The organism is Pseudomonas sp. GW822-FHT03F08, from assembly GCF_058801265.1.
Map to the genome: position 1 here is coordinate 349,837 of NZ_JBXANC010000002.1, position 23,268 is coordinate 373,104.

Here is a 23,268-nt window from a genome sequence, read left to right on the forward strand (position 1 = left end):
CTCAGGCCATCGCCCGACGCTTGAGCCACAACGTCAACGCCAGTCCGGTCACGGACAGCAGCGCTGCGATCAGGAAAATCCACGAATACCCCAGATTCAGCGCCACCGCGCCCATCAATGGCCCGGCAATCGCCAGTGCCAGATCGAAAAACACCGCGTAGGCACTCAGCCCGGCCCCGCGGCTGGAATTGGGCACTTGCTTGATCGCTTCAACCCCCAGCGCCGGATACACCAGTGACAGACCAAACCCGGCCAGGCCAGCGCCAATCAGTGCATACCCGGTCGACGGTGCGAGCCACAGCAACAACAGGCCGACGGTCTCGATGCCCATGCAGGCGATGGCGGACGCAAAGCCGCCAAATCGAGCGATGGCGGAAATGAACAGCAGCCGGGAAAGGATGAAACACACGCCGAACACCGTCAGGCAGTACGCCGCACCGGTCCAGCCGCGATTGAGGTAATAAAGGGTGATGAAGGTGGTCAGGGTGCCGTAACCGATCGAGGCCAGGCTCAAACTGGCGCCAAATGGCGCTATCCGCCCGAACACCGCCCAGAATGGCAAACGCTCGCCACGCACCACCGGCACCGAAGGTTTGTTGCGGATCAACAGCAGGGCACCGGCCGCCAGTACCGATAATGCGAGCCCGAGGCTGGTAAAACCGTAATCGGCCACCATCAGCACGCCCAGCGGTGCGCCGATCGCAATGGCGCCGTACGAGGCAATGCCGTTCCAGCCGATGGAGCGGGCGGTGTATTCCGCGCCCACCTGGCCCATGCACCAACTGATGGTGCCGACACCGATCAAACCCTGCGCAATGCCGAGCAGCAAACGCCCGGCGATCAAAATGATCAGGCTCGTCAGCGGGAAATCCTGCAGCAGTGTGGAAATCAGCGTCAGCAAGCCGCTGAGCACAATCCCCGACAAGCCATAAACGATCGCCCGTTTGGTCCCGACGGTATCTGACATGCACCCGGCCATCGGCCGGCTGAGCAGGGTGGCCAGGTACTGCGAGCCAATCACCAGCCCCGCAACGATAGCGCTGAAACCCAATTGCTCATGTACATAGCCGGGTAACACCGCAATCGGCAGACCGATGCAGAGGAAGGCAATAAAGGTATAGAAAACGATGGAGACGATCTGCAGGGTGATCGCCATGGAGCTTTGCGGTGGCTGTTGCTGCGCAGACATGAGGGCTCGTTCGCGGGCGGCGGTGGGAGAGTCCGCATCATGGCGTGGCGCTGAAATAAAAGGAAGCAGGCTAACTATTTTTCCTCGGTGCAAAAAAAAGCCCCGTCACAAGGACAGGGCTTTCCGTTTACAGCTCGAATCGACTTAGAACACCACGCCTTGGCTGCGCAGGTAATCGTCGTAGGTGCCGCTGAAGTCGGTCACGCCGTTCGGGCTCAGCTCGATGATGCGCGTGGCCAGGGACGATACGAACTCACGGTCGTGGCTGACGAAAATCAGCGTGCCCGGGTAGTTTTCCAGCGCCAGGTTCAGCGCCTCGATCGATTCCATGTCCAGGTGGTTGGTCGGTTCGTCCATGATCAGCACGTTCGGCTTTTGCAGGATCAGCTTGCCGAACAGCATGCGACCTTGCTCACCACCGGAGATCACCTTCACCGACTTGAGGATCTCGTCGTTGGAGAACAGCATCCGGCCCAAAGTGCCGCGAATCATTTGCTCGCCCTGAGTCCACTGACCCATCCAGTCGAACAGGGTGACGTCGTCTTCGAAGTCGTGAGCGTGGTCCTGAGCGTAGTAGCCCAGTTCGGCGGCGTCGGTCCACTTGATGCTACCGGCATCCGGCGTCAGTTCGTTGACCAGGGTGCGCAGCAGGGTGGTCTTGCCGATACCGTTCGGGCCGATGATCGCAACGCGCTCGCCCGCTTCAACCTGGAAGCTGAAGTCCTTGAACAGCGGCTTGCCGTCGAAGCCTTTGGCCATGTGCTCGACGATGACCGCCTGGCGGTGCAGCTTCTTGTTCTGGTCGAAGCGGATGAACGGGCTCACCCGGCTCGAAGGCTTGACTTCGGCCAGCTGGATCTTGTCGATCGCCTTGGCGCGGGAAGTGGCCTGCTTGGCTTTCGAGGCGTTGGCCGAGAAGCGGCTGACGAACGATTGCAGTTCCGAGATCTGCGCTTTCTTCTTGGCGTTGTCCGACAGCAACTGCTCGCGGGACTGGGTCGCCACGGTCATGTATTCGTCGTAGTTGCCCGGGAACAGGCGCAGCTCACCGTAGTCCAGGTCAGCCATGTGAGTGCACACGCTGTTCAGGAAGTGACGGTCGTGAGAGATGATGATCATCAGGCTGTTACGCTGGGTCAGAACGTTTTCCAGCCAGCGAATGGTGTTGATGTCCAGGTGGTTGGTCGGTTCGTCGAGCAACAGCACTTCCGGATCGGAAAACAGTGCCTGCGCCAGCAACACGCGCAGTTTCCAGCCCGGCGACACTTCGCTCATCGGGCCAAAGTGTTGCTCGATGCCGATCCCCAGGCCCAGCAACAGCTCGCCAGCACGGGATTCGGCGGTGTAGCCGTCCATTTCAGCGAATTCGGTTTCCAGCTCGGCCACGGCCATGCCGTCTTCTTCGCTCATTTCCGGCAGCGAGTAGATGCGATCGCGCTCGGCCTTGACCTTCCACAGCTCTTCGTGACCCATGATCACGGTGTCGATCACGGTGAATTCTTCGTAGGCGAACTGGTCCTGGCGCAGCTTACCCAGACGCACATTCGGCTCGAGCATGACCTGACCGCCGGACGGATCGAGATCGCCGCCGAGGATTTTCATGAAGGTCGACTTGCCGCAACCGTTGGCGCCGATCAGGCCGTAACGGTTACCCGCACCGAATTTGACCGAAACGTTTTCGAACAGCGGCTTGGCGCCGAACTGCATCGTGATGTTAGCTGTGGAGATCAATTACCTTACCTATCAATGGTTTAGAGCTGGTCTGTTTTGCCTGATACCGAATTGATACCAATCTGGAGCTTTTCCAGCCCCCCAGTCTGAGCTTGAGTTGAGCCAACGCGCATACGTCGTCAGCAACATTTGGACGCTGTGGCCAAGCTGCTGAGCGATGAGTGCGGGGTTCATGTTGGACATTAAGCATATTGTCGCATAAGTATGACGACAGTTGTATGGCGGCCGATAAGGCATCGCGAGCGTCTTCAGGGTCGGGGCCCTTGATTTTGCAGATCCGACGTCTGCCTGATGCACTCGCTCGTCCTGGAAGGCGGGATCATGCAGGCTCGACCGCGCCGTAACCCAAGGTTACTCCGACGCCGTCATCACCGAACGTTGAGCGCCTCGAATGGAACGTTCTCGTTTGGGAGTGTCGCCCCCCGAAGGCACATAGACAAAATAACTGCCCACAGCAAGGGGCAGTTCGGGATGTTGTGTTTTGGCTTTGGTTGTCAAGCCAGCAGATACGCAACTGATGCGACGGTGGCAACGTACGCTATCAGTAAGTAGTAAAAGATGGAGTTCTGAGCTTTTCTGAGATCTTCTTTTGTGACCATCTGCTGGAGAATTGAGTTTACTTTGTCTGTGGCTTCTTTTGTTTTGATCGATGCAAGGTCTAACTTGTCCTGGATTTTCTCAAGAGTGGCTGCCTGCTTTTTGCCTGGCGTAACGTCACTAACCAATGCGGCCTTTGCTCTTTGACGAATGGACAGCGGAGCGCTTTCATCCAGAGCGATTGCTGATGTGAACGCCATAACGGATTCCCGTTGTAAAATATCTGCTGTTGTTGCTGCGTTGGCGGTTAGATTCATTTTTCTTGTCAGCAGCTCGACTTCTTGATTCATTTAATGCGCACTCCTTGAGCGACATTTTTAGCGTATTGATATTTTGTATCCCCGCTTTCTTGCGGTCGGGATGAAATCCGGCGCATATCATAACGTGATGACAGGCATTCGTCGCGGCAACTATTTTTTGCAATGGTGAAGAACAATTGGGCTCTTGCCAGGCTGGGGGGCACTCCCGGAGGGCCCTCCATGTCTCACTCGGCAGCAGTTGCTGTGAATTCTCCCGGACGCCCGCGCCAAAGCCTGCGTTTTTGTGTCCGCCCTCAACGCGGCGATGTAGCGTTATCAGATTGTCGGGGCCAAAAGATCTACCACGTTCCTCGCTCAAGTTGGCCAAAAGTCTGGGTAGTTGGTGGGGGCACGGCAACCAGGGTTGTAAAAACTAAAGGATCCTGCTCAGACAACCGGGACCATGCATCGGTTATCGACCCAAGCGGCGTTCTGGGCGTGCTCAAGGGTGACAGAGGTTACTGGAACCCTGGTCCTGCATTGCCACCTGGCATTCAGAAAAATCTGGCGCGCGGAAAGCCTCTTCCGCCGGGTATCGCTAAAAAATTGGATGGCGACTTGTGGGGCGGTTGCCTCACGACGATGGGTATGAATGGCAGCAGGCGGGAACAGGCCTGACTCTGGTGGCTGTCGCAAGCAGGATTATCTACGAAGTTCTAAATGGTGCTTTCGATTAGTCCGGTCTTGTTCTATTCGATTTGAATCTTGTTTGACCATTTCAAATGGGAAGTGAAAGCAATGCATTCTCACCCACTTTATATGTGAGGTGTTGCTGTCTCCGCTTATCGCTTGTGGTTGAACTGGATGTCACTGCGCGAGTCCTAGAGGGCAGTAAAATCAACCCTTGTGGATGCCATCATGCGTGTTAAAAAGAAAAACCTCGTTGTCGTCATGTCGTGCGTAATGATGTTTGCGGCGGCGCCGTTATTGCCTGCTGAACTGTCCATCGTGGCTTCTGCCTTTGCCAAGGATGGTGGTGGTCATGGCGGTGGCGGCGGTGGCGGAGCAGGCGGCGGTGGCAGTCACGGCGGCGGTGTTGGCGGTGCTGGACATGGAGGCGACAGTGCCGGGCATTCAGCCAGCGCCTCCAACAATGGCCGCGCCGAAGGCCAGGAGGCGGATCATGCCGGCAGGGCCGTTCGGGATCACGGCGTGAGTGGCCAACACACCGGACGTGATCACAGCACTGACCGTGGGCACGGAACAGCGACCTCGGGTGTCGCGCACTCTAAAGCCACACGGGGCTTGTCGAAGGCCACGGCGATCTCGGCCACAACGCCAGGCGATCACAACACCAAGGGCTTGAGCAAGGCCAGCCTTTCAACCTCTAAATAAACGCGGTTCGCTACTCACCAGGCCTTCGTACTTCGTTGAACGTTTGGCCTGGCGGTACACCCTGATCGCGCGTCTCCCTTTCCAGCACTCTCGTCCAGGCACCCGCGCCATCTACACGTTGTGGCGCGGGTTTTCGCTCGTCTGGTAGAAAAGCGATGAGTCCAGCGCCTGAATGCTCAGAGGCAAACTCTGCAGCGCCTCTTTGATTTCCTCGATTTCGTTCCAGGAGATCCAATCCTCAAGCTTCAGTCAGGTGCCGCGTCTGGCCCGCTGTCTCCACGTCCTCTCGTCAAACTCGATCTGCTGTAGCGCTGATGCGACAGGCACGGCTCACTGGCGTGAAGCCTCCGCGGTTGCCATTTGGCAGATTCAGCGGACAGTTTTTCACAGATGAGGTTCACCTTTGGTTACAAAGTATGGCTAAAATGCCATCCGATCACCCAATAGCCGCTAACGGCATGGGCTCAAGGAAGTGCCACCGGGATAGTATTTGTATTCATGCCACTGCATCAGACCCTGGGCCACCGGCCGGCAGGCGCGCAGTTTGTTCACTTTTGACGTGTGACGATTTCCGTGAAACTCATCATTGCTGCTATTTATGTCATTTCCATTGCATACGTTCACTTGCGCGGTCGTGTGCGCCACAAACTGGGCCGCCAGCTGAGCGATCACTCGACGTTTCTGGCGCCGATCAACTGCTTCCTTTATCTGTTTTCGAAGAATACGAACAAGCCCTACCTTGATCCGAAGGATTTTCCCGATCTGAGCCCGTTGCAGGCTCATTGGGAGGAAATCCGCGAGGAAGGGCAGAAACTGCTGCGTGCCGGCGAGATCAAGCGTTCGAACCAGTACGACGATGTCGGCTTCAACTCCTTCTTCAAGACCGGCTGGAAGCGCTTCTACCTGAAATGGTACGGCGACAGCCACCCGTCGGCGTTGCAGCTGTGCCCGCGCACCACTGAACTGGTGCAGAGCATCGGTTCGATCAAGGCCGCGATGTTCGCTGAACTGCCGCCCGGCTCGAAACTGGTGCGTCACCGCGACCCGTATGCCGGTTCCTACCGTTATCACCTGGGCCTGGAAACGCCAAACGATGCCGGTTGCTACATCAACGTCGACGGCGAGAACTATCACTGGCGCGACGGCGAAGCGGTGATGTTCGACGAGACTTACATTCATTACGCCGAAAACACCACCGACAAGAACCGCATCATTCTGTTCTGCGATGTCGAGCGTCCAATGAAGTACCGCTGGGCGGCCGCGTTCAACGGCTGGTTCAGCCGTACCGTGATGTCGGCAGCCGGTGCGCCGAACGATGCGGGTGACCGCACCGGCGGTATCAACCGCTTGTTTACCAAGATCTACAAGATTCGCCTGCGCGGCAAAGAGCTGAAAAAGCGCAATCGCAAGCTCTACTACCTGGAAAAGTGGGCAATCTTCGGCGGTCTGCTGGCGATCTTCATTCTGATCTGATGAATCGGGCGACTGTTGAAAGACAGTCGCCCGATTTCATTTACGAGGCCTTTTTGGTTTTTTTGGCCGCCGTTGTCTTGCTGGCAGCCTTGGCCTTCGATTTGGCGGCAGTCTTGCCACCCAGGCTGCGCTTGAGCAGTTCCGTCAGATCGATCACATCAGCAGATTTGCGCTCTTCTTCGCCGTCAACGGTCTCAACGTCCTCGATCTTGCCTTCATGGGCCTTTTTGTCCACCAGGGCCATGATCTTGTCTTCGAACGCGTCGGTGTAATCTTCGGGTTTCCAGTCGGCGCTCATGTCTTCAACAAGCCGTTTGGCCATGTCCAGCTCGGCTTTCGCCAGTTGCGGTTTGGTCACTTCGCTGCCCAGCGCCAGTTCGTCCAGGCTGCGTACTTCCTGCGGCCAGCGCAGTTTCACCAGTACCAGTGCAGACTCCAGCGGCATCAACGCCGCCAGATATTGGCGTGTGTGTAAGACCACGCGGGCGAGCGCGACCTTGTGCGTCTTGCTCAGGGTTTCGCGCAGCAACGCGTAGACTTTGCCACCGCGCTTGTCCGGGGCCAGGTAGTAGGGCGTGTCGATGTTTTGCAGCGGAATCTGCTCGCTGTCGACGAAGGCGAAGATGTCGATGGTCTGGGTCGAAACCGGGTGCGCCGAACGGATTTCCTCCTCGCTGAGCACCACATACCGACCTTTTTCGAACTTCACGCCTTTGACGATGTGCTCCTTGGTGACTTCCTTGCCGGTGACCTTGTTGACCCGTTTGTAGCCGACCGGGTCCATGCTACGGCTGTCCAGCCAGTCGAAATCCACGCCCTGGGATGAGGTTGCCGAGACCAGCGCCACGGGGATGTGCACCAGACCGAAACTGATTGCGCCTTTCCAGATTGCCCGAGCCATGGTGAGTTCTCCGAGTGATGTTCGGGTGACCCGTGGCCCGGCGCAAAAGTTTCCACTGTCTGCGGGGGAAGGCGGGGGACAGGTCAAACCGTGTTACACCTTGTTTATCGATGACGGGTTAACAAATCCGAACCCTGGGCGTAGCGTGGACTCGAAGGCTCTAAGCCACATGCATCAAAACACGCGCATCGAGAGAGGCCGTTCATGAACCGTTTTCTGCTTGGCATCGCATTGCTGGCCCTCAGTGGCGGGGCGGTTCATGCCGATACCCTGTTACTGGCGCAAAGCCCGACCGGCAACAGCAACAATCCTTACAACAGCCCGATTCACCGGGCCAATCCCAACAGCATGCAGGGTACGCAACCGGCCAATCCGGTGATTCGCGGGCCGAATACCGTTCCTGTACCTCGACCGCCCACCGTGGAAAACGGTGGCATCGGCAATGGCCAGCCTCCGCGTTCAGTGCCGAGTACACCGCCGAAATTCATTCCCAACCCACCCGCCCGTGACGGCGAGAGCAACCGTTGAATGGCAGAACCGTTTCTGTCAGCCCTTCAATCGAACAAAAGGAATCGTGCATGTTGCGTAAAACCCTTTTAGCCGGCCTGTGTGCCAGCGCAGTAATCTGCAGCCCGGCATTCGCTGCCGCCTCGAAGGAACTGCAAAGCGAGCAGGGCACCCTCGAAGTCACGACGGTCACTCAGGGACTTGAACATCCATGGGCCCTGGCGTTCTTGCCGGATCGTCAGGGCATGCTGGTGACAGAACGCCCTGGCAACCTGCGGGTAGTGGGCGTGGACGGCAAACGATCGGTGCCCATCGAGGGCGTTCCGAAGGTCTGGGCCAAGGGGCAGGGCGGATTGCTGGACGTGGTGCTGTCGCCAGACTTCAAACAGGATCGGATGGTGTACCTGTCGTATGCCGAGGGCGGTGGCGCCGGTGACAAGGCGGGGACTGCGGTCGGGCGCGGGCGTCTGTCGGATGACCTGAAAACCCTCAAGGACTTCACTGTTATTTTCCGTCAGGAACCGAAGCTGTCGGTCGGTAATCACTTTGGCTCGCGGCTGGTGTTCGACCGTGACGGCTATCTGTTCATCACCCTCGGCGAAAACAACGACCGGCCAACTGCACAGGATCTGGACAAATTGCAGGGTAAAGTCGTGCGGATCTATCCGGACGGCAAGGTGCCGGATGACAACCCGTTTGTCGGCCAGTCCGGTGTGCGTCCGGAGATCTGGTCCTATGGCCATCGCAACCCGCAGGGTGCGGCGCTCAATCCATGGACCGGCACGTTGTGGGAGAACGAACACGGCCCGCGCGGTGGCGACGAGGTGAACATCATCGAGCGCGGGAAAAACTACGGCTGGCCGTTAGCAACCCACGGCATCAACTACTCGATGCAGCCCATTCCGGAAGCCCAGGGTAAAACCGTTGAAGGCACTGTCACTCCGCATCACGTCTGGGAAAAATCACCCGGTGTCACCGGCATGGCGTTCTACGATGCCGATCGCTTCAAACCCTGGCAGCACAACGTATTCATCGGCGCACTGGCCACTCAGGAGCTGATCCGTTTGCAGTTTGACGGCGACAAGGTGGTGCATGAGGAGCGTTTGCTGGGCGATCTGAAACAACGTATCCGTGATGTACGCCAGGGGCCGGATGGTTACCTGTATGTGCTGACAGATGAGTCCGACGGCTCGCTGTACAAGGTCGGACTCAAATGAGCACTTCATGCGGGTGAGCGGGCGTAGAGCACCACCGCTGCTCGTAACTTGCCGCGCCCGAACCGACACATTTTTTCGAACTCCCCATGGCTGACCGGCACATGCTGGCAGTCCATGGGCTGGCGATGCTGGCTGTGGTCGACATCCGGGTCATGCAGGTAGACGAAATCTTCGTCGCAATCGGTGACGATGACCCAGTGCGGCGATTTGGAGCGCGTCAGACGATAGCTGCTGATCAGCACCAACGGTTGCCCGCCTGCGCTGAGCAGTCGGGGTAAATCCAGTGTCGTGCCGATGATTTGATCAACGTCGGTGTCGTTCAGTTGTGCCATGAACTCGTCATGCACCAGGCGCATGACGTCTTTTTTATGCGCGTCGCGCACGCCGTCGAGAAACAGCGGCCCGGTCATGCTCAGTTGCAAACGCACGCGAAACCCTCGGCGCCATGCAGCCAATGCCAGCCCTTGAGGGCTGCAACCGCCATGGCCGGCGGTCATGAACACGGTGGTCGCTTCACGCCAGAGCTGCAATTCCTCGCGGCGCTCCAGCAAGCGATCGGCTTGCAATGCGCCCATGGCCATCAGCAAACAGGCCGGACCACAGGTGAAATCGGTGGTTTGCCGGTAATAGGGCACCTTGAGGCTGCGCGAGTCGTGGTGTTGAAGGATGCGTTTTTCCAGGCGTAAGGCGTCCGCGTGGTCTTCGTAGTAGTCGTGAATCAGCGCAAAGCGCCGATAGCCACTGCGTTCGTACAGCGCAATGGCGGCGGGGTTGTCGGTGCGCACCTCCAGTCGCAGGTAAGCGCAGTCGTGCTCAAGGGCGCACGCCTCGATGCGTTGCAGCAATTGCTTGCCCAGGCCACCGCCCCGGGCTTCGGGGGAAATGGCGATGGAATACAACCGCGCAAGCGACGTGCCGCGATGGAACAGCACCAGCGCATAACCCAGCAGCTGACCTTCGCGTTCGGCCACCAGCAACTGGCCGTGGGCGCGGGTAATCATCCATTGAAAGCTGCGGCGAGTGAGCCGGTCCGTGGTGAAACAGTGCATTTCCAGTGCCAGCAGCGCCGGTAAATCATCAACTGTCGCCAAGCGAAAAACAGTGTTCATATGACCGCCGTAAAAGTTGCGTAACGAAACGGGACTTTCGAAAAAGTTCGTGCTTAATAGAAAAGGTCTTGTTCTCCAACGGATCAATTTCTATGTCAGCGGTACAGGGTCATTGGCGCGAAGTATCCAAGCAAAGTTTGCCGGCGGCAACTTTTTTAAAACCGCAAATCAGAACTTCCAGTCAAGTGTTGATCATCGTCGAACGCAAGGAGGACTGGGCCTCCTATTTTCCCAGCGAAGACATCCTGACGGCGCAGGAGTACCTCGAACAACCCCCCGACAGTGAGCCGGGAAAACGGGTGCAGGTAATCAACCTGTGCCGCAGCTACAAGTATCTGGGGCACGGCTACTACTGCTCGTTGCTGGCCGAGGCCCGGGGGCACAAGGTGATTCCGTCGGTGCGCACCATCAGCGAACTGACCCGTAAATCCCTCTATGGCCTGGCGCTGGATGACCTGGATAAAACCCTGGAAAAAGCCCTCAGCCATCACCTCTACAGTGATACCGAAGGTTTTACGCTGACACTTTATTTCGGCAGAACACACATCGAACCGTTGCAGGATCTGGCCCGTCAATTGTTTGAAGTATTCCCGTGTCCGATTCTGTTAGTTGAATTCCGCAGAACTAACGGTTGGCACATCGAAGGCATCAAGTCCGGCGCCCTGCACAAGTTGCGCGATGATCAGGAAGATCAGTTCGCCAATGCGCTGGACGGTTTCAGCCGCAAGATCTGGCGTGTACCGCGTTCGCCGCAAGTGGCGCGTTATGACCTGGCGATCCTGCACGATCCGCAGGAAGCCTTGCCGCCGTCCAACGCCCGTGCGCTGGAAAACTTCGTGAGAGTCGGCAAAGGCATGGGTATCGATGTCGAACTGATCGAACGCAAGGACTACGCACGGCTGGCCGAATACGACGGCTTGTTGATCCGCGAGACCACCAGCGTCGACAACCACACCTACCGCTTCGCCAAGAAAGCTGAAAGCGAAGGACTGGTGGTGATGGACGACCCGACGTCGATCCTGCGCTGCACCAACAAGGTTTATCTCACCGACCTGCTCAACAGCCACCAATTGGGTATGCCCGCCACGGAAATTCTCTACAAGGAGCGACCCGAAGACTTCGAACGGGTCGGCGAGCGTCTCGGCTTTCCGTTGGTGCTTAAGATCCCTGACGGCTGCTTCTCCCGGGGCGTGATCAAGGTCGAGAGCCAACAGGCATTGCTCGAAGCTACCGCCGAGCTGTTCGAACACTCGGTGCTGTTGCTGGCCCAGGAGTTTTTCTACACCGAGTACGACTGGCGCATCGGCGTACTCAACCGCAAACCGATCTTTGCCTGTCAGTACTTCATGTCCAAGGGCCATTGGCAGATCTACAACCACAAAGCCAAGGGCCAGGACGTCAACGGCGAGTGCCGCACGCTGGCGATCCACGAAGCGCCGCGTGCCGTGGTGGAACTGGCGGTGAAGACCGCCAACCTGATCGGCGACGGACTGTATGGCGTGGACCTGAAACAGGCCGGCGACAAGGTCGTAGTGATCGAGGTCAACGACAACCCAAACCTCGACGCCGGCATCGAAGACGCTTACTTGCAGGACGATCTGTATTCGCTGGTGCTGGAGGAGTTCGTGAGGCGTCTGGAACTCAAACGCCGCGGTCAGGCCTGGTGACCGGCCGATGATCAACAGCTTTGCACTGAGCCACGGCGCCTTGCAGCGGGTCGAGCGGCTGGACGCCGAGGTGATGCTGTTCAGCAACCCCGACGCTGCCGAGCGCGATTTGCTGCACAGTCACTTCAAACTCGATGAACACGCGCTGGCCTCGGCGCTGGACCCGGACGAGGTGTCGCGGATCGAGTTTCACCCCGACCATCTGTTCCTGATCTGGAAGCGTCCGGAGAACTATTCCGGCGGCGGCAGCCTGGCGTTCGAGGTGTCGTCCTGCGGTTTGCTGTTTTCGCCGGGCCAACTGTTGGTGATCGCCACGGATGAGACGCCGTTGCACGGTCTCGGCACACGCCGACCACTCAATACGCCAATGGATGTGTTGCTGGACCTGTTGTTCAACAACATCCATCACTACCTCGGGCACCTGAAGGTGATCAAACTGGTCGCCCGGGAGTTGCAGCAGAAATTCAACGCTTCGATGCAAAACCAGCATCTGGTGCAGATGTTCAACCTCAGCGAAAGCCTGATCTATTACATCAACGCGCTGCACAGCAACGGCGCGGTGCTCACGCGGCTGCGCAACCACGCGGAAAAGCAGCATTTCGGCAGCGAAGCCATTGGCCTGATCGACGACCTGATCATCGAAAACAACCAGTGCTACAAGCAGGCGGAAATCTACTCGACGGTGTTCTCCGGGCTGATCGACGCCCGGGGCAACCTGATGAATAACAGCATGAACAACCTGCTGCGCAAGCTGACGCTGATCAACGTGGTGTTTTTGCCGCTCAACCTGATTGCGAGCATTGGCGGCATGTCGGAATTCAGCATGATGACCGCCGGGACACCGTGGTGGGTGTCGTACCCGATATTCCTGGCGGTGATGCTGTTGGGGGCCGGCGGGATGCTGTTTGGGCTCAGGCGTCTGGCGAAATGACGGCGGCCGGGCGTTTGCGGTCCTGCAGGCCCCGGACCACCAGGTACAACAACGGCCCGACCGAAACAAACACCGCCGTCAGCAACAGGTACGGCACCACCGACCAGCCTGATTGCCCACGCTTGCGCGCATCCTTGAACATCCAGATGCCGGCAAGGGTCGCCAGCAGATAAAGATCGATCACCACCTGCGCAGTGTCTGGCCGCGACATCAGGCCGATGCCGAAGTCGATCAGCGATTGCTCGTCTTGCAGCATCACGCCAACGGTGTAGCCGCTGAAGGCAATCAACGCGGTGAGGGGCAGGGCGATGGACATCATGTATTCCTTCCTTGGGCAGATGAGCGAAAGGCCAGCCTACAGACCCAACGCAAAAATCGCCATTGACTTGCCAGCAACGCCCGGGCTAATTTCGAGCCCATGACTTCCACCGTACTGCGCTGCCAGCCAAGCATTATTACCGCCATTCCTCATTTGGCGGGCTAGCTCACGACTGCAGCACCCAACCCGCCCTAGAGGCGGGTTTTTACTTTCTGTCTCCGGGGTTCTGAATCAAACGTCAGGAGACGACCATGCGCCACAGCCCCGCCCAGCAAGCCCTGCTTGAGCAGTACGTGAAAAAGATCCTCGCCGCGCCGGTGTATGAGCTGGCGGTGCGCACGCCGTTGCAACCGGCGCCGGCCTTGTCCGAAGCGCTGGGCAACCGGATCCTGCTCAAGCGCGAAGACCTGCAACCGACGTTCTCCTTCAAGATCCGTGGCGCCTACAACAAATTGGTGCAACTGAGCGACGAGCAAAAGACGCGCGGGGTGATCACGGCGTCGGCGGGCAATCACGCTCAAGGCGTAGCGCTGGCGGCGCGTGAATTGGGCATTGCTGCGACTATCGTCATGCCGGCCACAACACCTGAGTTGAAAGTGCTGGGCGTCAGCAGTCGCGGCGCCGAGGCATTGCTGCATGGCGAAAGCTTTCCGTTTGCCCTGGCCCACGCACTGCAACTGGCTGAGCAGACCGGGCGAACGTTCGTCTCGCCGTTCGACGATCCTGATGTAATCGCTGGCCAAGGTACGGTTGCCATGGAAATCCTGCGCGAACACCAGGGCGCGCTTGATGCGATCTTTGTCCCGGTGGGCGGTGGCGGGTTGATCGCCGGCATCGCGGCATACGTCAAATACTTGCGGCCGGAGGTGCGGATCATTGGCGTGGAGTCGGAGCACTCGGCCTGCCTGAAGGCTGCTTTGCAGGCAGATGAACGGGTGGTGCTGCCGAGTGTGGGCACCTTCGCCGATGGCGTAGCGGTGGCGCAGATCGGCGCCTACGGGTTCGAGGTTTGCCGTTTCTGCGTGGATGAAGTGATCACCGTCAGCAACGACGAACTCTGCGCAGCGATCAAGAATATCTACGACGATACGCGCTCGATCACCGAGCCTTCCGGGGCGCTGGCGGTCGCGGGCATCAAACAGTACGTGGCGCAAACCGGCGCACGGAACCAGACGCTGATCGCCATCGATTCCGGCGCCAATATCAACTTCGACAGCTTGCGTCACGTCGCCGAGCGGGCGGCGGCGTGCGGTGTTGTGGCTTGAGATTATTCGGGAATGGCGACGCCGACCTTGTCCGAAGCCGACCAGATGCGATAACGCACTTCGACATCCGACGGTGCGTAAACCACGATGGGCAGTTTGCTGTTGTAACGCACGGTGAAGCCGTCACCGATCACCGGGACGAAGGCGCGTTTTTTCTGGGTGCCGGGTGGGCAGGCCATCAGCGTGCTCATCGGGCCGCTGACTTTTTCCAGGCGATAGAACGGATAGCCCCAGCCTTCGAGGTTTTTCTCTTCAAGGGTGCCGCCCAGACGCTGGCGGTTGCAGTCGACTTCGAGGGTCTTGCCGGCGAGGATTTCGACTTTGAAGTTGTCTTCCTGTGCCTGCTGCGGCAAATGGATGACCTGACGAGTGAAGCCCGCTTCGGCTTTGGGGTAGGGCGCCGTGTCTTCGAGTTTGGCGGCGTGGGTGAGGGTAGACAGGCTGGCGAGCATCAGGCCGGCGGTCGCGTAAACAGTGAAATTTCCCATTGAAGCCTCCTGGCGGGTGTACGTTGGTAGACGGGCATTCTCACTGTCATGGACGGTGAATGCAAACCGCCAGCCGCTTGCAAATTGCAGTGCCTGCACGATCGGATCTTGCATTCTGCAACTGGCCGGTTGCCTGATTTTTTGCCAACCCATTGATTTTGAAGGAGGAGAAATCGACCCGATGAAAGGCACGGTTTATGCGTTGATTTGGTGCGGCGCACCGAGTTTGTGCGCCTACACTCCAATGGGCATTTCGCAGTACAGCCGCTTGCCACACCCAGGGATTCAGCGGGGATACACCCGTGGGGAGGCGTGGTAACGGTCATGTGAATACTTGATTGGCAGTCTCACAGTAAGGAGAGGGTTCGCCATGTTTCTGTCTGCCTTGGAACTACGCAATATCATTGAAAGCAGCTTTCTGCCGAAACGCTGCCAGTGCACGCTGTCACCGGATCTGTCGATGACCGTCAAGGTATATGGCGATCATCAGACCGATCAGGTTGATTTGCTGGTGAGTGGCATCGATGCCAGTCACTTGAACAGCTGTCGCGAAATCAACGGCCTGATCGCCGGGTTGCGCTCGGATCTGGCGCAACACACGGCAACCCATCATTCATTGCCGCGATCAAAAGCCGTTTAACCGACCGTTTCACCCAGTTCGATCGTCACGCGCCGGGCCTGGACAAAACCGAGGCCCAGCGCGAACTCGACCAGCACCGCGAGCAGAATCCCGGGGCCGGCGTGGCCGTTGAGCCATTCTGCGAAACCCAGCACCGCCAAACCAAAACAGCCGACGATAAAACCGTTGCTCAGTGCATTGCGCGCGATCGACACCGGCGCATTGCGCACCAGATAAAACATCACCCCCAACGCTGCAAACAGCACCGCCATGCGTCGAGCTACAAAACCTGCGGCCTCGGAGTATTCAATGCTCCAGATCGAAAGCAGCACCTGCGGCGCCAGGCCCCAGGCCAGTGCCAGCAAGAAACACAGACTAAAGGTGACGGTCGACAACGTGCGAAACGACAACTGCATGGCGAATCCTTGCGGCAGTGAGAAGTGATCCGAGGATAACCTTCGAGCCCCTTGCTCGCCTACCGCAAAGCCGCAATTCAGAGCTTTCTGTCAGTTCTGGAAGTCGCAGGCGTCAGACATTTTCCGGTAAGTGATTTCTCCGGGTTTACCGGTGGTGTCGATGTACTTCATATCGGCATCAATCACCTTGCAAGTCTTTGCGGGCTGCTCGGTCATCGAGACCACTTTGGCCACATGCAAAGGCATGCCGTAGCTGTAAGGCACGGCTTTGGTTGCGGCGGCGGTGTCATTGGCCTGGGCCAGCCCGGCAAACGCGGTGCAGGCGAGGGCGGTGGTGAGCAGGAACGGACGAATGTTCATGGAGTGACTCCCGTGCGACGGAATGAAAGCCCGGCGTGAAACACGCCAGGCCTGCCGCACTGGGCGTCAGCATCAGCTGAGAGCGTGCGGTTCAGTAGAGTCTTTGACCATGGCGTTAAGCGAGGGTTAACCCGGCTGAATGCCGGCTGTCTGGCGGGGGGATTGTTTCGTGGGGAAGTCTCGGCGGATTCCTACAAGGGTGGATGCCTTGTCTGCTTTCGACGGCTGGAGGGGGGCGGTTATGGTTTGGTGTCGCTGCAAAATCAGCGGCTTAGGTTTGGTCACCTAAAATAACAGCCCTCACAAGTGTGCCATTATTCGCTCCGTGGACATCTATGTCCTCGAAGTGCATTGCAGTGGCGGCTGTGTGCAGGGTCGCCTTCGGGCGTGCTGAGTTGGGTTGTTCTCGGTTGACCAAGCCTGCGCGCAGTCCGCCTCCCCATCGTTTGGTCACGGTGTCGGCGGTTACTTACAACCTAATCGAGTAACTCCAATGCCAATACTGAAACTAAGCTCCGCTCGCTATCTCCCGCTCAACAGCGGTATCACCGACAGCGCACCGCTGGTCATCGACACCGAAGCCAACCCCAAAGACATCCTCGAAGCCGCCGTCCAGCGCGTACGCGCCGCCGCCGACCTGCTCGAAACCCTGCACTGCCTGTGCTTCAAACACGCCGATGTCCAGGACATTCCCCACATCACCCATGCGCTGTACCTGCTGACGCAGGATGGCAGTGATCTGCTGCAGGTTGCGCAGCAGAAAATGTTGAACTGGCAGGCGCCGGTTTAACGGAACGCAAAAGCAAAAAGGGGAGTCCGTCTGGACTCCCCTTGGTCATTGGGCTGGATGAAATCAGCTAGAGCTGAGGATCATACTGAAATCACGCAGTCCTTAGCTGAGCGCTGCCCGCCTGAGGAATCATCGCGAGCTGAACCTCTACATTGTTCTCTTTCTTCGCCAGCCAGCGTTCAATATTGATCTCATGTTCTGGCCCTTGGGTCGCGGAGCCGTAGATATCTTCCGGCGTGAGTTTCTGGAAGCTTAGAGTGTGTAGTCGTTGTCTTGACGTATCGATGCGCCCCATCTCAGCTCGGAGAGAATTGATTTGTTGTAGAACAGTTCGACGATCAGGCTGGAAGGAATGATTGAGTTCAGCTTCCTTGGCTTTCAAGCGTTCCTGCATTTCCTGTAGTTGATAGTAGATCTGATCGTATTCAGTCTTGGTCACCACTGTACGGCCGGCATCTTGAGTTTGCTGCCATCGGCGAAGCGTCGCCCATGCATTTGGAATGTAGGATGGGACCATGTAGTGGTCAGACATCTGGAACAGTTGCTGGATAAACATGGCACGATCAGGCAAGTCGCCGAACTTTTTCACTGCTCGTGTACAGGCGGCTTCTTCGATGGACTCGCATCCGGGATTCCAGAGCACAGCAGATTGTTCGCGTCCCTTGAAATGCACCGGCATGAAATGGCGCAACTCACCTTGGTGCTCATAAGGTGCTCCACCTATTCGCGTCAAACCCAGAGCAAAAATCAGAGCACCTAGAGGAGCAGTAACGAAGCTGAGTACCAAGCCAGGTATCCAGACGCTTTTTCTGGTGTTCATCCAAGGCGCCGGAACACTCGGGATTGGGTCGTTGTCGTTGACCATGCGGTGATGCGCCAAAGCTGCTGCGCCATTCACGAAGTCGGCATCGCCGGCTCTTGGCGAGCCGTAGGTATAAAGCAAAATGTCATAACCATTTGGATGCCGTCTTAAGGCCTCAGCAAGGAGTGTAGCGATTGCTCCCCCCAAGCTGTGCCCGCAGATAATTATCTTTTGCCCAGTGTGAAATTGGCCGAGATAAATTTCGACAAGTTTACTCAATGCGTCATAGGCCTCGTAAAAGCCTTGGTGAGACTTGCCGACACCCGCTGCAAAGGGAATCTGCTCAGCATCTGTATCGCGCACAAAGTCGACGAGTTCCAATGTGCCCCGGACGGCGATCAATACTATTTCGTCATGATGAGTTATGAAGGCTTGAGTGTTAGTTCCTTCATCGCTGTCGTCAAAGAAATGCAGTTTCGCAGGGTGCTCTTGTTTTTCCTTTAAGTCAGGTTTGTTCTGATCATAAAGAGTTGGATCGAAAGGCAAAATCTCGAATCGCTTGGAATACGGAACATCTTCGTATAAAGGGTAGTAAGGTTTTTCCTGTCCAGCGTTAACTTTCCAAGGTTCCTTGTAGCTAGCCATTCCCTCGGCAAACATGTTTCCGACACTAGGATCGAGAGGGAAGCTAACCGTATCTATCGGGTTTTCAGCTGGTGATTGACCGAAATTGCAATAGCTTAAAGCGGCGAATAAAGAAAGTTGATAAAGATTTAATGCGCTGAATTTGTTGTCTTTCGAAAGTATTGGCCGGAAAGCGCGTAACGGTCTGACCTCCAGAACGGTATGCTTGTTAGGTAATAATGCAACTCCGCCAAGCTCTGACTCCTCTGGGCCAAACCCCAAGTCACCCATAATTTTAAGCAGGCTAAAGTTTGGTGGGTACTTTCTCGTTGAGTAAGGGGGCAGGTGAGCGGATTTGCTTACAAGGTCCTTAACTTCAACGTGAAAAAATTGCTGAGCGTTATTTTTTGCAGGGTTGTTTTCAACGCGCGTGCCATCCTTTCTTACAAAGCGTGTTTTCTCTGCCCTTACTTGGAGTTCAGTAATTGGGAGCGGATAGCTGCTTCGTTGAGAAAGAGCGTTGTAGAGGTTCTCTGTACCTTTGTAAGGGCTATCAACCGTGAGTACAACAGGTCCTTGATAGTGGTTTATGACCTTGGCCGAACCATTTGCATCCAGTACGCCGATGTATTGTTGATGGGCGCTATCGCTTAAGACGTACGCAAGGCCTGCGTATGGCTTGCCGTCGCCATTTTCATCAACCAGTTGAAAGCTGATCCAGTCGCCACGCAATGGGCATGCTTCCGACTTTTCGCTTAACATGGGATCGCAAGTGTTTTGGGATGCCATAAAAAATATCCTTATTCAGTACAGTTTGGGTAAACAGTGCACTCGCGACCGTCGGGCATTTTAAAGGACTTAAAGTCTTTTTTGTTACCGCGACAAAATCCGTATTGATCATCAAGATTTTCGCCCATGCAACGCTTCCATCCCTCTGGGAACTTGATCCACGTATCGCCCATATATGGGCGTTCCTCCTTTGAAAGGGAAAACTCTACAGTCAGCGTCTTTCCTGCCAGTTGAGCTCGCGACAATGAACTGGTGGCAGAGTCTTTTTCATCTTGCGAAGTACCTATTGCCTTGCATTTCAATATCTTTGTTATGTATCGATTTGATCCGATTGTTCGAAATAGCCACTCGCATTCTCTTTTTAATAAAAGAGGTGAGAGAGAAGGCTGGTTATTTGCTGTGGCGTTTTCGAACGCAATGCTGGTGTAATCTCGCCCCAAGTTAAGTCTGGCTGCACCATATTTTGCATCTACTTCGTAATCAAAACGCTCCAAAACCAAAGGGCAGCCGCCGTCAGTGCTGGAAAGCGGGATCGTAAACTGCGCTGTCTGAGCTTTTTCACTCAGTTCCTGTTTAAAAATTTTTAACCCAGGATGATTCTTGCCATTTTTTGGCGGGACTTTGCAGGTTTCTCCAGTGCGAGGAGCATAGATGGCTTCACCCTTCACCTCAAACCCCGGCGGAAGCTCCGTCACCAACGTAAAGCTGTCCTGCTGAGCAACCGAACAACCAGTAGCCCCAATCGCACCCAGCCCAATCATCAAGCTGCGAACAAACCCATTGAAAACATTGCGATGACGCATTTGATTGTCCTTTGTCCCGTGGCGGTCGTTTCGAGCGAGTGACGCCCAAGGTCTTGAATTCAATTCAGTGCGGCGGCGTCGCTGTGATCGGCGAAAAAACGTTCGCACCGCTCGAAATGCTTCTCCGGCGTTTCCCCCGGCAGGGGCTGCCAGGCCAGGTCCTCGGCATTCCTGGGATCGAGGCGCAGGGTCAACATGAACTCCCGCTGCTCCGGCGTGTTCCATTGCCAGGCTTCGAGCAGGTCCATCTGTTCTTCCAGCCATTCGAGGATGGGGCGGGTTTCGGAAAGTTTTGCAGCGGTTTCGGCGTGATACACCAGCAGCCAGCGTTTCAGGTTGGCACGCAGGATTTCGCGGGTTCGTTCCGGCGGGGTAGGGACTTGCAGCCAAGGCGCCGGATTCGGCACCGCATACATGCCCGGCCTGCTGTTATCCGCACTTTTCCACTGATCCTCATCCCAATACAGCACGCTGCTGATCGGGCCGAGCAGCAGCGGCCATTCGGTTTCTTTCATGTTGGCCAAGCAACGGGCGAGTACGCGGTTGTCCTGGAAGCGGAACAGTGAGCGGTCGCCATCCTCGTCGATGACCATGCGGGCGATCCAGTGCTGGGTCAGGCTGTCGAGGTCGGCCTTGTCCATGCTGCCGATCCAGCCCCAATTGCGCTGTGGATCATCCAGCAGCTTGCGGAACGCTTCGTTGCCCGGATTTTCGAGTTCGGTCAGCCATGGGCTGATGGACGCGAACTGGGCGAACTCGGTACGTCGATAGAGCTGCACCGAGCGCTGCATTACGCCGGCGCTGTACAACGGCGTGACCGGGTTCGGTTCGGCGAGGCTGTCGAGTGCGAGGATCAGGACGCGATTGAGACGAGACTGTTCGCCCAGCCAGTTGTTGAGCGCATCACTCATGCCACGGCTCCCAGATCACATTTGCCTTCGCGGCAGGCCTCGCAGATCGGGCAACGGGTGTCGCCTGCCTTGCGCGCTGCTTTGGCCAATGCCATTTGGACGGCAGCCGGGACGAGCAGGGCGCCGGGCTTGTCCTTGGCAGCGGCCCACGGAATGACCGGGTCCAGAATCTGGATACCGGAACCCACCCCCGGCGCACCGCCGGTATTGGCCTTCACCTCGGCACCACTGATGGTCACGCCGCCAGCATCGACTTTGACGAAACTGCCGCCAGCCTTCGCCGTCAGTTCCATTCCGCCTTCGATCACCACTTTCTCGCCGGCGTGGTAGTGAATTTCCGTCCCCGCTTCAACGAATTGACCGGTGCCGACCTTCACATGCTGGGTCACGCCCACGGTCAGGTGATCATTCGCCCGCATCTCACTGACACGATCCAGATGAGTGATGCGGTGCTCTTCGACCTTGAATTCACTTAAAACATTGGCTTCAACGGTGTCATGCCGTTCATTGCCAACGCGAATCTTCTGGTCGTGCTCGATGTTTTCGTCCCAGTCGCGCTGGGCGTGGATGTAGATCTGTTCTGCGCCTTTCTTGTCTTCGATGCGGAACTCGTTGTAGCCCTTGCCGCCCGGGGAGCTGAGGGTCTTGAAGGTGCTGCGGGTCTTGTTCGCCGGCAGGTCGTAGGGGACGACGTTTTCCTTGTGGTACAGGCAACCGGTGACCAGCGGCTGGTCGGGGTCGCCTTCAAGGAAGGTCACCAGCACTTCCATGCCGATGCGCGGGATGGCGATGCCGCCGTAGGCCGCGCCGGCCCAGCCGCTGGCGACGCGCATCCAGCAAGTGGTCTTGTCGTCAGCCTGGCCGTCGCGGTCCCAGTGGAATTGCACTTTCACGCGGCCGTACTGATCGCAGTGGATTTCTTCGCCGGCGGGGCCGGTGACGATGGCGGTCTGGCTGCCGAGGACTTTCGGTTTCGGGTGTTCGAGGGCAGGGCGGTAGTGCGCGTCCCACGGGGTGGCGACGAAGCTGTTGCGGTAGCCCTGGTGGAAATCGCTCTTGTTGTCGGTGACGTCGCTGGTGACGTTTTCGCCCAGCACTTGCGGTTGCTTGCCTTCGTGGAAGATTTCCAGCAGCAGCCACAGGTCGTTCCACTCGGCGCGCGGGTGTTCGACCAGCGTCAGGAAATGGCCGCTGGTCAGGGTCGGTTCGTCACCTTTGCCTTCGGCGAGTTTGTAGTCGCTGCGATGGCGTTCCAGCGCTCGGGTCGAGAGGAACTTGCCGCGCTCGCGCGTCGTGAAGCGGCCGGGGTAGTCGTAGTCTTCCAGGTCCGGCATGAACTCGGATTTGACTGCGCCCTCGGGCAGGATCTTCGGTTTCTCGAAATCGTAGTCGCGGCGGCTGACGCGGCTGGTGCGGGTTTCCAGGCGCAGGTTGAAGCGCTTGATCACCGGTTTGTCGGCGGTCATGCCGGAGTCTTGCTGGTAGTTGACCGGTTTCAGTTTGCGGAACACGGTCTGGTCATCACCGAACACCAGTTTGTGGCCGCTGCTGCTGTGCTGGAAGTGGAAGTGGATACCCTCCTCTTCGCACAGGCGCTGGATGAAATGCAGGTCGGACTCGTCGTACTGCACGCAGTAGTCGCGTTCCGGGTACTCGGCGCCGAGCTGGAAGCTGTAGGCGTCGGCCAGGATGCCGCGATCTTCCAGGACCCGGGCGATGATCTTCGGCACCGTCAGTTGCTGGAAAATCTGCTGATCATGGTTGTGCCGCAGGTACGCCAGTTGTGGCACCAGGCTGAGGCTGTAGCGGGTCAGGGTCTTGCCGGAGTCGCCTTGCTCGATGCGATACACCAGACCATGAATCTTGCCCTCGCCGGTGGCGCCGAAGGTCAGGCAGCCGGGCTTGTGCAGGAGTTCTTCGAGCTTGAGGTCGGGACGGGCGCTGACCAGTTCGAGGTCGAAACGGAACGGTTCGTTGAGGGCTTCGCGACCGGTGAAACTGAGGACTTGCAGATCGGCCGAAGCGCCTTCGAGCGTGAGGGTAATGTGGGTAGCGTTGGCGTCCAGCATGCCTTGATTTCCGTCCTTTGGATTAGCGTGGGCGGATGGTGCAGGATTAGCCGGGCT

21 protein-coding genes and 3 pseudogenes are annotated in these 23,268 nt (G+C 57.4%); 10 read left to right on the plus strand and 14 right to left on the minus strand.

The features are described from left to right. Position 1: 1 nt before the first annotated feature. The 4 genes and pseudogenes from AC1RME_RS05450 to AC1RME_RS05465 all read right to left on the minus strand — a co-directional run bounded on the left by AC1RME_RS05450 (position 2) and on the right by AC1RME_RS05465 (position 3,807). Positions 2–1,189, minus strand: coding sequence for an MFS transporter (locus tag AC1RME_RS05450; RefSeq protein WP_493090664.1), 1,188 nt, complete (start codon positions 1,187–1,189; stop codon positions 2–4). A 144-nt stretch (positions 1,190–1,333) separates the two neighbouring features. Further along, the gene (locus tag AC1RME_RS05455; protein WP_096820333.1) at positions 1,334–2,920 is read right to left on the minus strand and encodes an ABC-F family ATPase; all 1,587 of its coding nucleotides are present in this window, start codon (positions 2,918–2,920) and stop codon (positions 1,334–1,336) included. Between the two features lie 20 nt (positions 2,921–2,940). Then, positions 2,941–3,285, minus strand: a pseudogene (locus AC1RME_RS05460) (site-specific integrase); the annotation flags it as partial. Positions 3,286–3,414: 129 nt separating this feature from the next. Continuing rightward, positions 3,415–3,807, minus strand: a complete 393-nt coding sequence (locus tag AC1RME_RS05465) for a hypothetical protein (RefSeq protein WP_493090666.1) — start codon at positions 3,805–3,807, stop codon at positions 3,415–3,417. A 384-nt stretch (positions 3,808–4,191) separates the two neighbouring features. On the opposite strand from AC1RME_RS05465, the pseudogene AC1RME_RS05470 reads away from it, so the two are divergent. The 3 genes and pseudogenes from AC1RME_RS05470 to lpxO all read left to right on the plus strand — a co-directional run. Then, positions 4,192–4,493 (plus strand): annotated as a pseudogene (locus tag AC1RME_RS05470) (anti-virulence regulator CigR family protein); the annotation flags it as partial. A gap of 181 nt (positions 4,494–4,674) precedes the next feature. Next, positions 4,675–5,151, plus strand: a complete 477-nt coding sequence (locus AC1RME_RS05475) for a hypothetical protein (RefSeq protein WP_493090668.1) — start codon at positions 4,675–4,677, stop codon at positions 5,149–5,151. Between the two features lie 573 nt (positions 5,152–5,724). Beyond that, positions 5,725–6,624, plus strand: coding sequence for a lipid A hydroxylase LpxO (gene lpxO, locus AC1RME_RS05480; RefSeq protein ID WP_493090670.1), 900 nt, complete (start codon positions 5,725–5,727; stop codon positions 6,622–6,624). Between the two features lie 40 nt (positions 6,625–6,664). Here lpxO and ku read toward each other — a convergent pair whose 3' ends face one another. Then, a complete protein-coding gene (gene ku / locus AC1RME_RS05485; RefSeq protein ID WP_493090672.1) occupies positions 6,665–7,525 on the minus strand; it encodes a non-homologous end joining protein Ku in 861 nt (286 codons plus the stop codon). A gap of 204 nt (positions 7,526–7,729) precedes the next feature. On the opposite strand from ku, the gene AC1RME_RS05490 reads away from it, so the two are divergent. After that, positions 7,730–8,053 (plus strand): hypothetical protein, encoded by a 324-nt coding sequence (locus tag AC1RME_RS05490; protein WP_493090674.1) that lies wholly within the window; start codon positions 7,730–7,732, stop codon positions 8,051–8,053. Between the two features lie 50 nt (positions 8,054–8,103). Then, on the plus strand, positions 8,104–9,249 hold the full coding sequence (locus AC1RME_RS05495; protein WP_096820338.1) for a PQQ-dependent sugar dehydrogenase: 1,146 nt from the start codon (positions 8,104–8,106) through the stop codon (positions 9,247–9,249). A gap of 5 nt (positions 9,250–9,254) precedes the next feature. Here the strand turns inward: AC1RME_RS05495 and rimI are convergent, their stop codons facing one another. Continuing rightward, positions 9,255–10,358 (minus strand): ribosomal protein S18-alanine N-acetyltransferase, encoded by a 1,104-nt coding sequence (gene rimI / locus AC1RME_RS05500; protein ID WP_493090676.1) that lies wholly within the window; start codon positions 10,356–10,358, stop codon positions 9,255–9,257. Positions 10,359–10,450: 92 nt separating this feature from the next. Here rimI and AC1RME_RS05505 point away from each other — a divergent pair, with 92 nt between their 5' ends. Beyond that, positions 10,451–12,025 (plus strand): RimK family ATP-grasp domain-containing protein, encoded by a 1,575-nt coding sequence (locus AC1RME_RS05505; protein ID WP_096820340.1) that lies wholly within the window; start codon positions 10,451–10,453, stop codon positions 12,023–12,025. A gap of 7 nt (positions 12,026–12,032) precedes the next feature. Then, positions 12,033–12,956: a magnesium transporter CorA family protein gene (locus tag AC1RME_RS05510; RefSeq protein ID WP_096820341.1), complete on the plus strand. Its 924-nt coding sequence runs from the start codon at positions 12,033–12,035 to the stop codon at positions 12,954–12,956. On the opposite strand, the gene AC1RME_RS05515 is transcribed toward AC1RME_RS05510, so the two are convergent. Next, entirely contained in the window at positions 12,937–13,275 is a 339-nt protein-coding gene (locus AC1RME_RS05515) for a DUF2834 domain-containing protein (protein ID WP_493090678.1), read from the minus strand. The two genes, AC1RME_RS05510 and AC1RME_RS05515, sit on opposite strands and share 20 nt — an antisense overlap. Positions 13,276–13,526: 251 nt before the next feature. Here AC1RME_RS05515 and ilvA point away from each other — a divergent pair. Further along, positions 13,527–14,516, plus strand: a pseudogene (gene ilvA, locus AC1RME_RS05520) (threonine ammonia-lyase, biosynthetic); the annotation flags it as partial. Positions 14,517–14,542: 26 nt separating this feature from the next. Here the strand turns inward: ilvA and eco are convergent. Then, positions 14,543–15,028 carry a serine protease inhibitor ecotin gene (gene eco, locus AC1RME_RS05525; protein ID WP_096820344.1) on the minus strand — a complete coding sequence of 162 codons (486 nt, stop codon included), beginning with the start codon at positions 15,026–15,028 and terminating at the stop codon, positions 14,543–14,545. Between the two features lie 370 nt (positions 15,029–15,398). Between eco and AC1RME_RS05530 the strand changes: the two genes are divergently transcribed. After that, entirely contained in the window at positions 15,399–15,668 is a 270-nt protein-coding gene (locus tag AC1RME_RS05530; RefSeq protein ID WP_096820345.1) for a DUF1652 domain-containing protein, read from the plus strand. Here AC1RME_RS05530 and AC1RME_RS05535 read toward each other — a convergent pair. Then, positions 15,665–16,063 (minus strand): hypothetical protein, encoded by a 399-nt coding sequence (locus AC1RME_RS05535; protein WP_096820346.1) that lies wholly within the window; start codon positions 16,061–16,063, stop codon positions 15,665–15,667. The genes AC1RME_RS05530 and AC1RME_RS05535 overlap by 4 nt on opposite strands. A gap of 90 nt (positions 16,064–16,153) precedes the next feature. Beyond that, positions 16,154–16,423, minus strand: coding sequence for a DUF2790 domain-containing protein (locus AC1RME_RS05540; protein ID WP_493090681.1), 270 nt, complete (start codon positions 16,421–16,423; stop codon positions 16,154–16,156). Between the two features lie 493 nt (positions 16,424–16,916). Here AC1RME_RS05540 and AC1RME_RS05545 point away from each other — a divergent pair, with 493 nt between their 5' ends. Next, complete coding sequence (locus tag AC1RME_RS05545; protein WP_493090683.1) at positions 16,917–17,213, plus strand: hypothetical protein; 297 nt, start codon at positions 16,917–16,919, stop codon at positions 17,211–17,213. A gap of 91 nt (positions 17,214–17,304) precedes the next feature. Here the strand turns inward: AC1RME_RS05545 and AC1RME_RS05550 are convergent, their stop codons facing one another. Genes AC1RME_RS05550 through AC1RME_RS05565 form a run of 4 tightly spaced genes read right to left on the minus strand, consistent with a single transcriptional unit; the run spans position 17,305 to position 23,211 of the window. Further along, a complete protein-coding gene (locus tag AC1RME_RS05550; protein WP_176504840.1) occupies positions 17,305–19,428 on the minus strand; it encodes a lipase family protein in 2,124 nt (707 codons plus the stop codon). A gap of 11 nt (positions 19,429–19,439) precedes the next feature. After that, positions 19,440–20,231 (minus strand): hypothetical protein, encoded by a 792-nt coding sequence (locus AC1RME_RS05555; protein WP_096820349.1) that lies wholly within the window; start codon positions 20,229–20,231, stop codon positions 19,440–19,442. A gap of 59 nt (positions 20,232–20,290) precedes the next feature. Then, complete coding sequence (locus AC1RME_RS05560) at positions 20,291–21,142, minus strand: DUF4123 domain-containing protein (RefSeq protein WP_096820350.1); 852 nt, start codon at positions 21,140–21,142, stop codon at positions 20,291–20,293. Further along, a complete protein-coding gene (locus AC1RME_RS05565) occupies positions 21,139–23,211 on the minus strand; it encodes a type VI secretion system Vgr family protein (RefSeq protein WP_493090686.1) in 2,073 nt (690 codons plus the stop codon). Before AC1RME_RS05565 ends, AC1RME_RS05560 begins: the two co-directional genes overlap by 4 nt. Between the last annotated feature and the right edge of the window lie 57 nt (positions 23,212–23,268).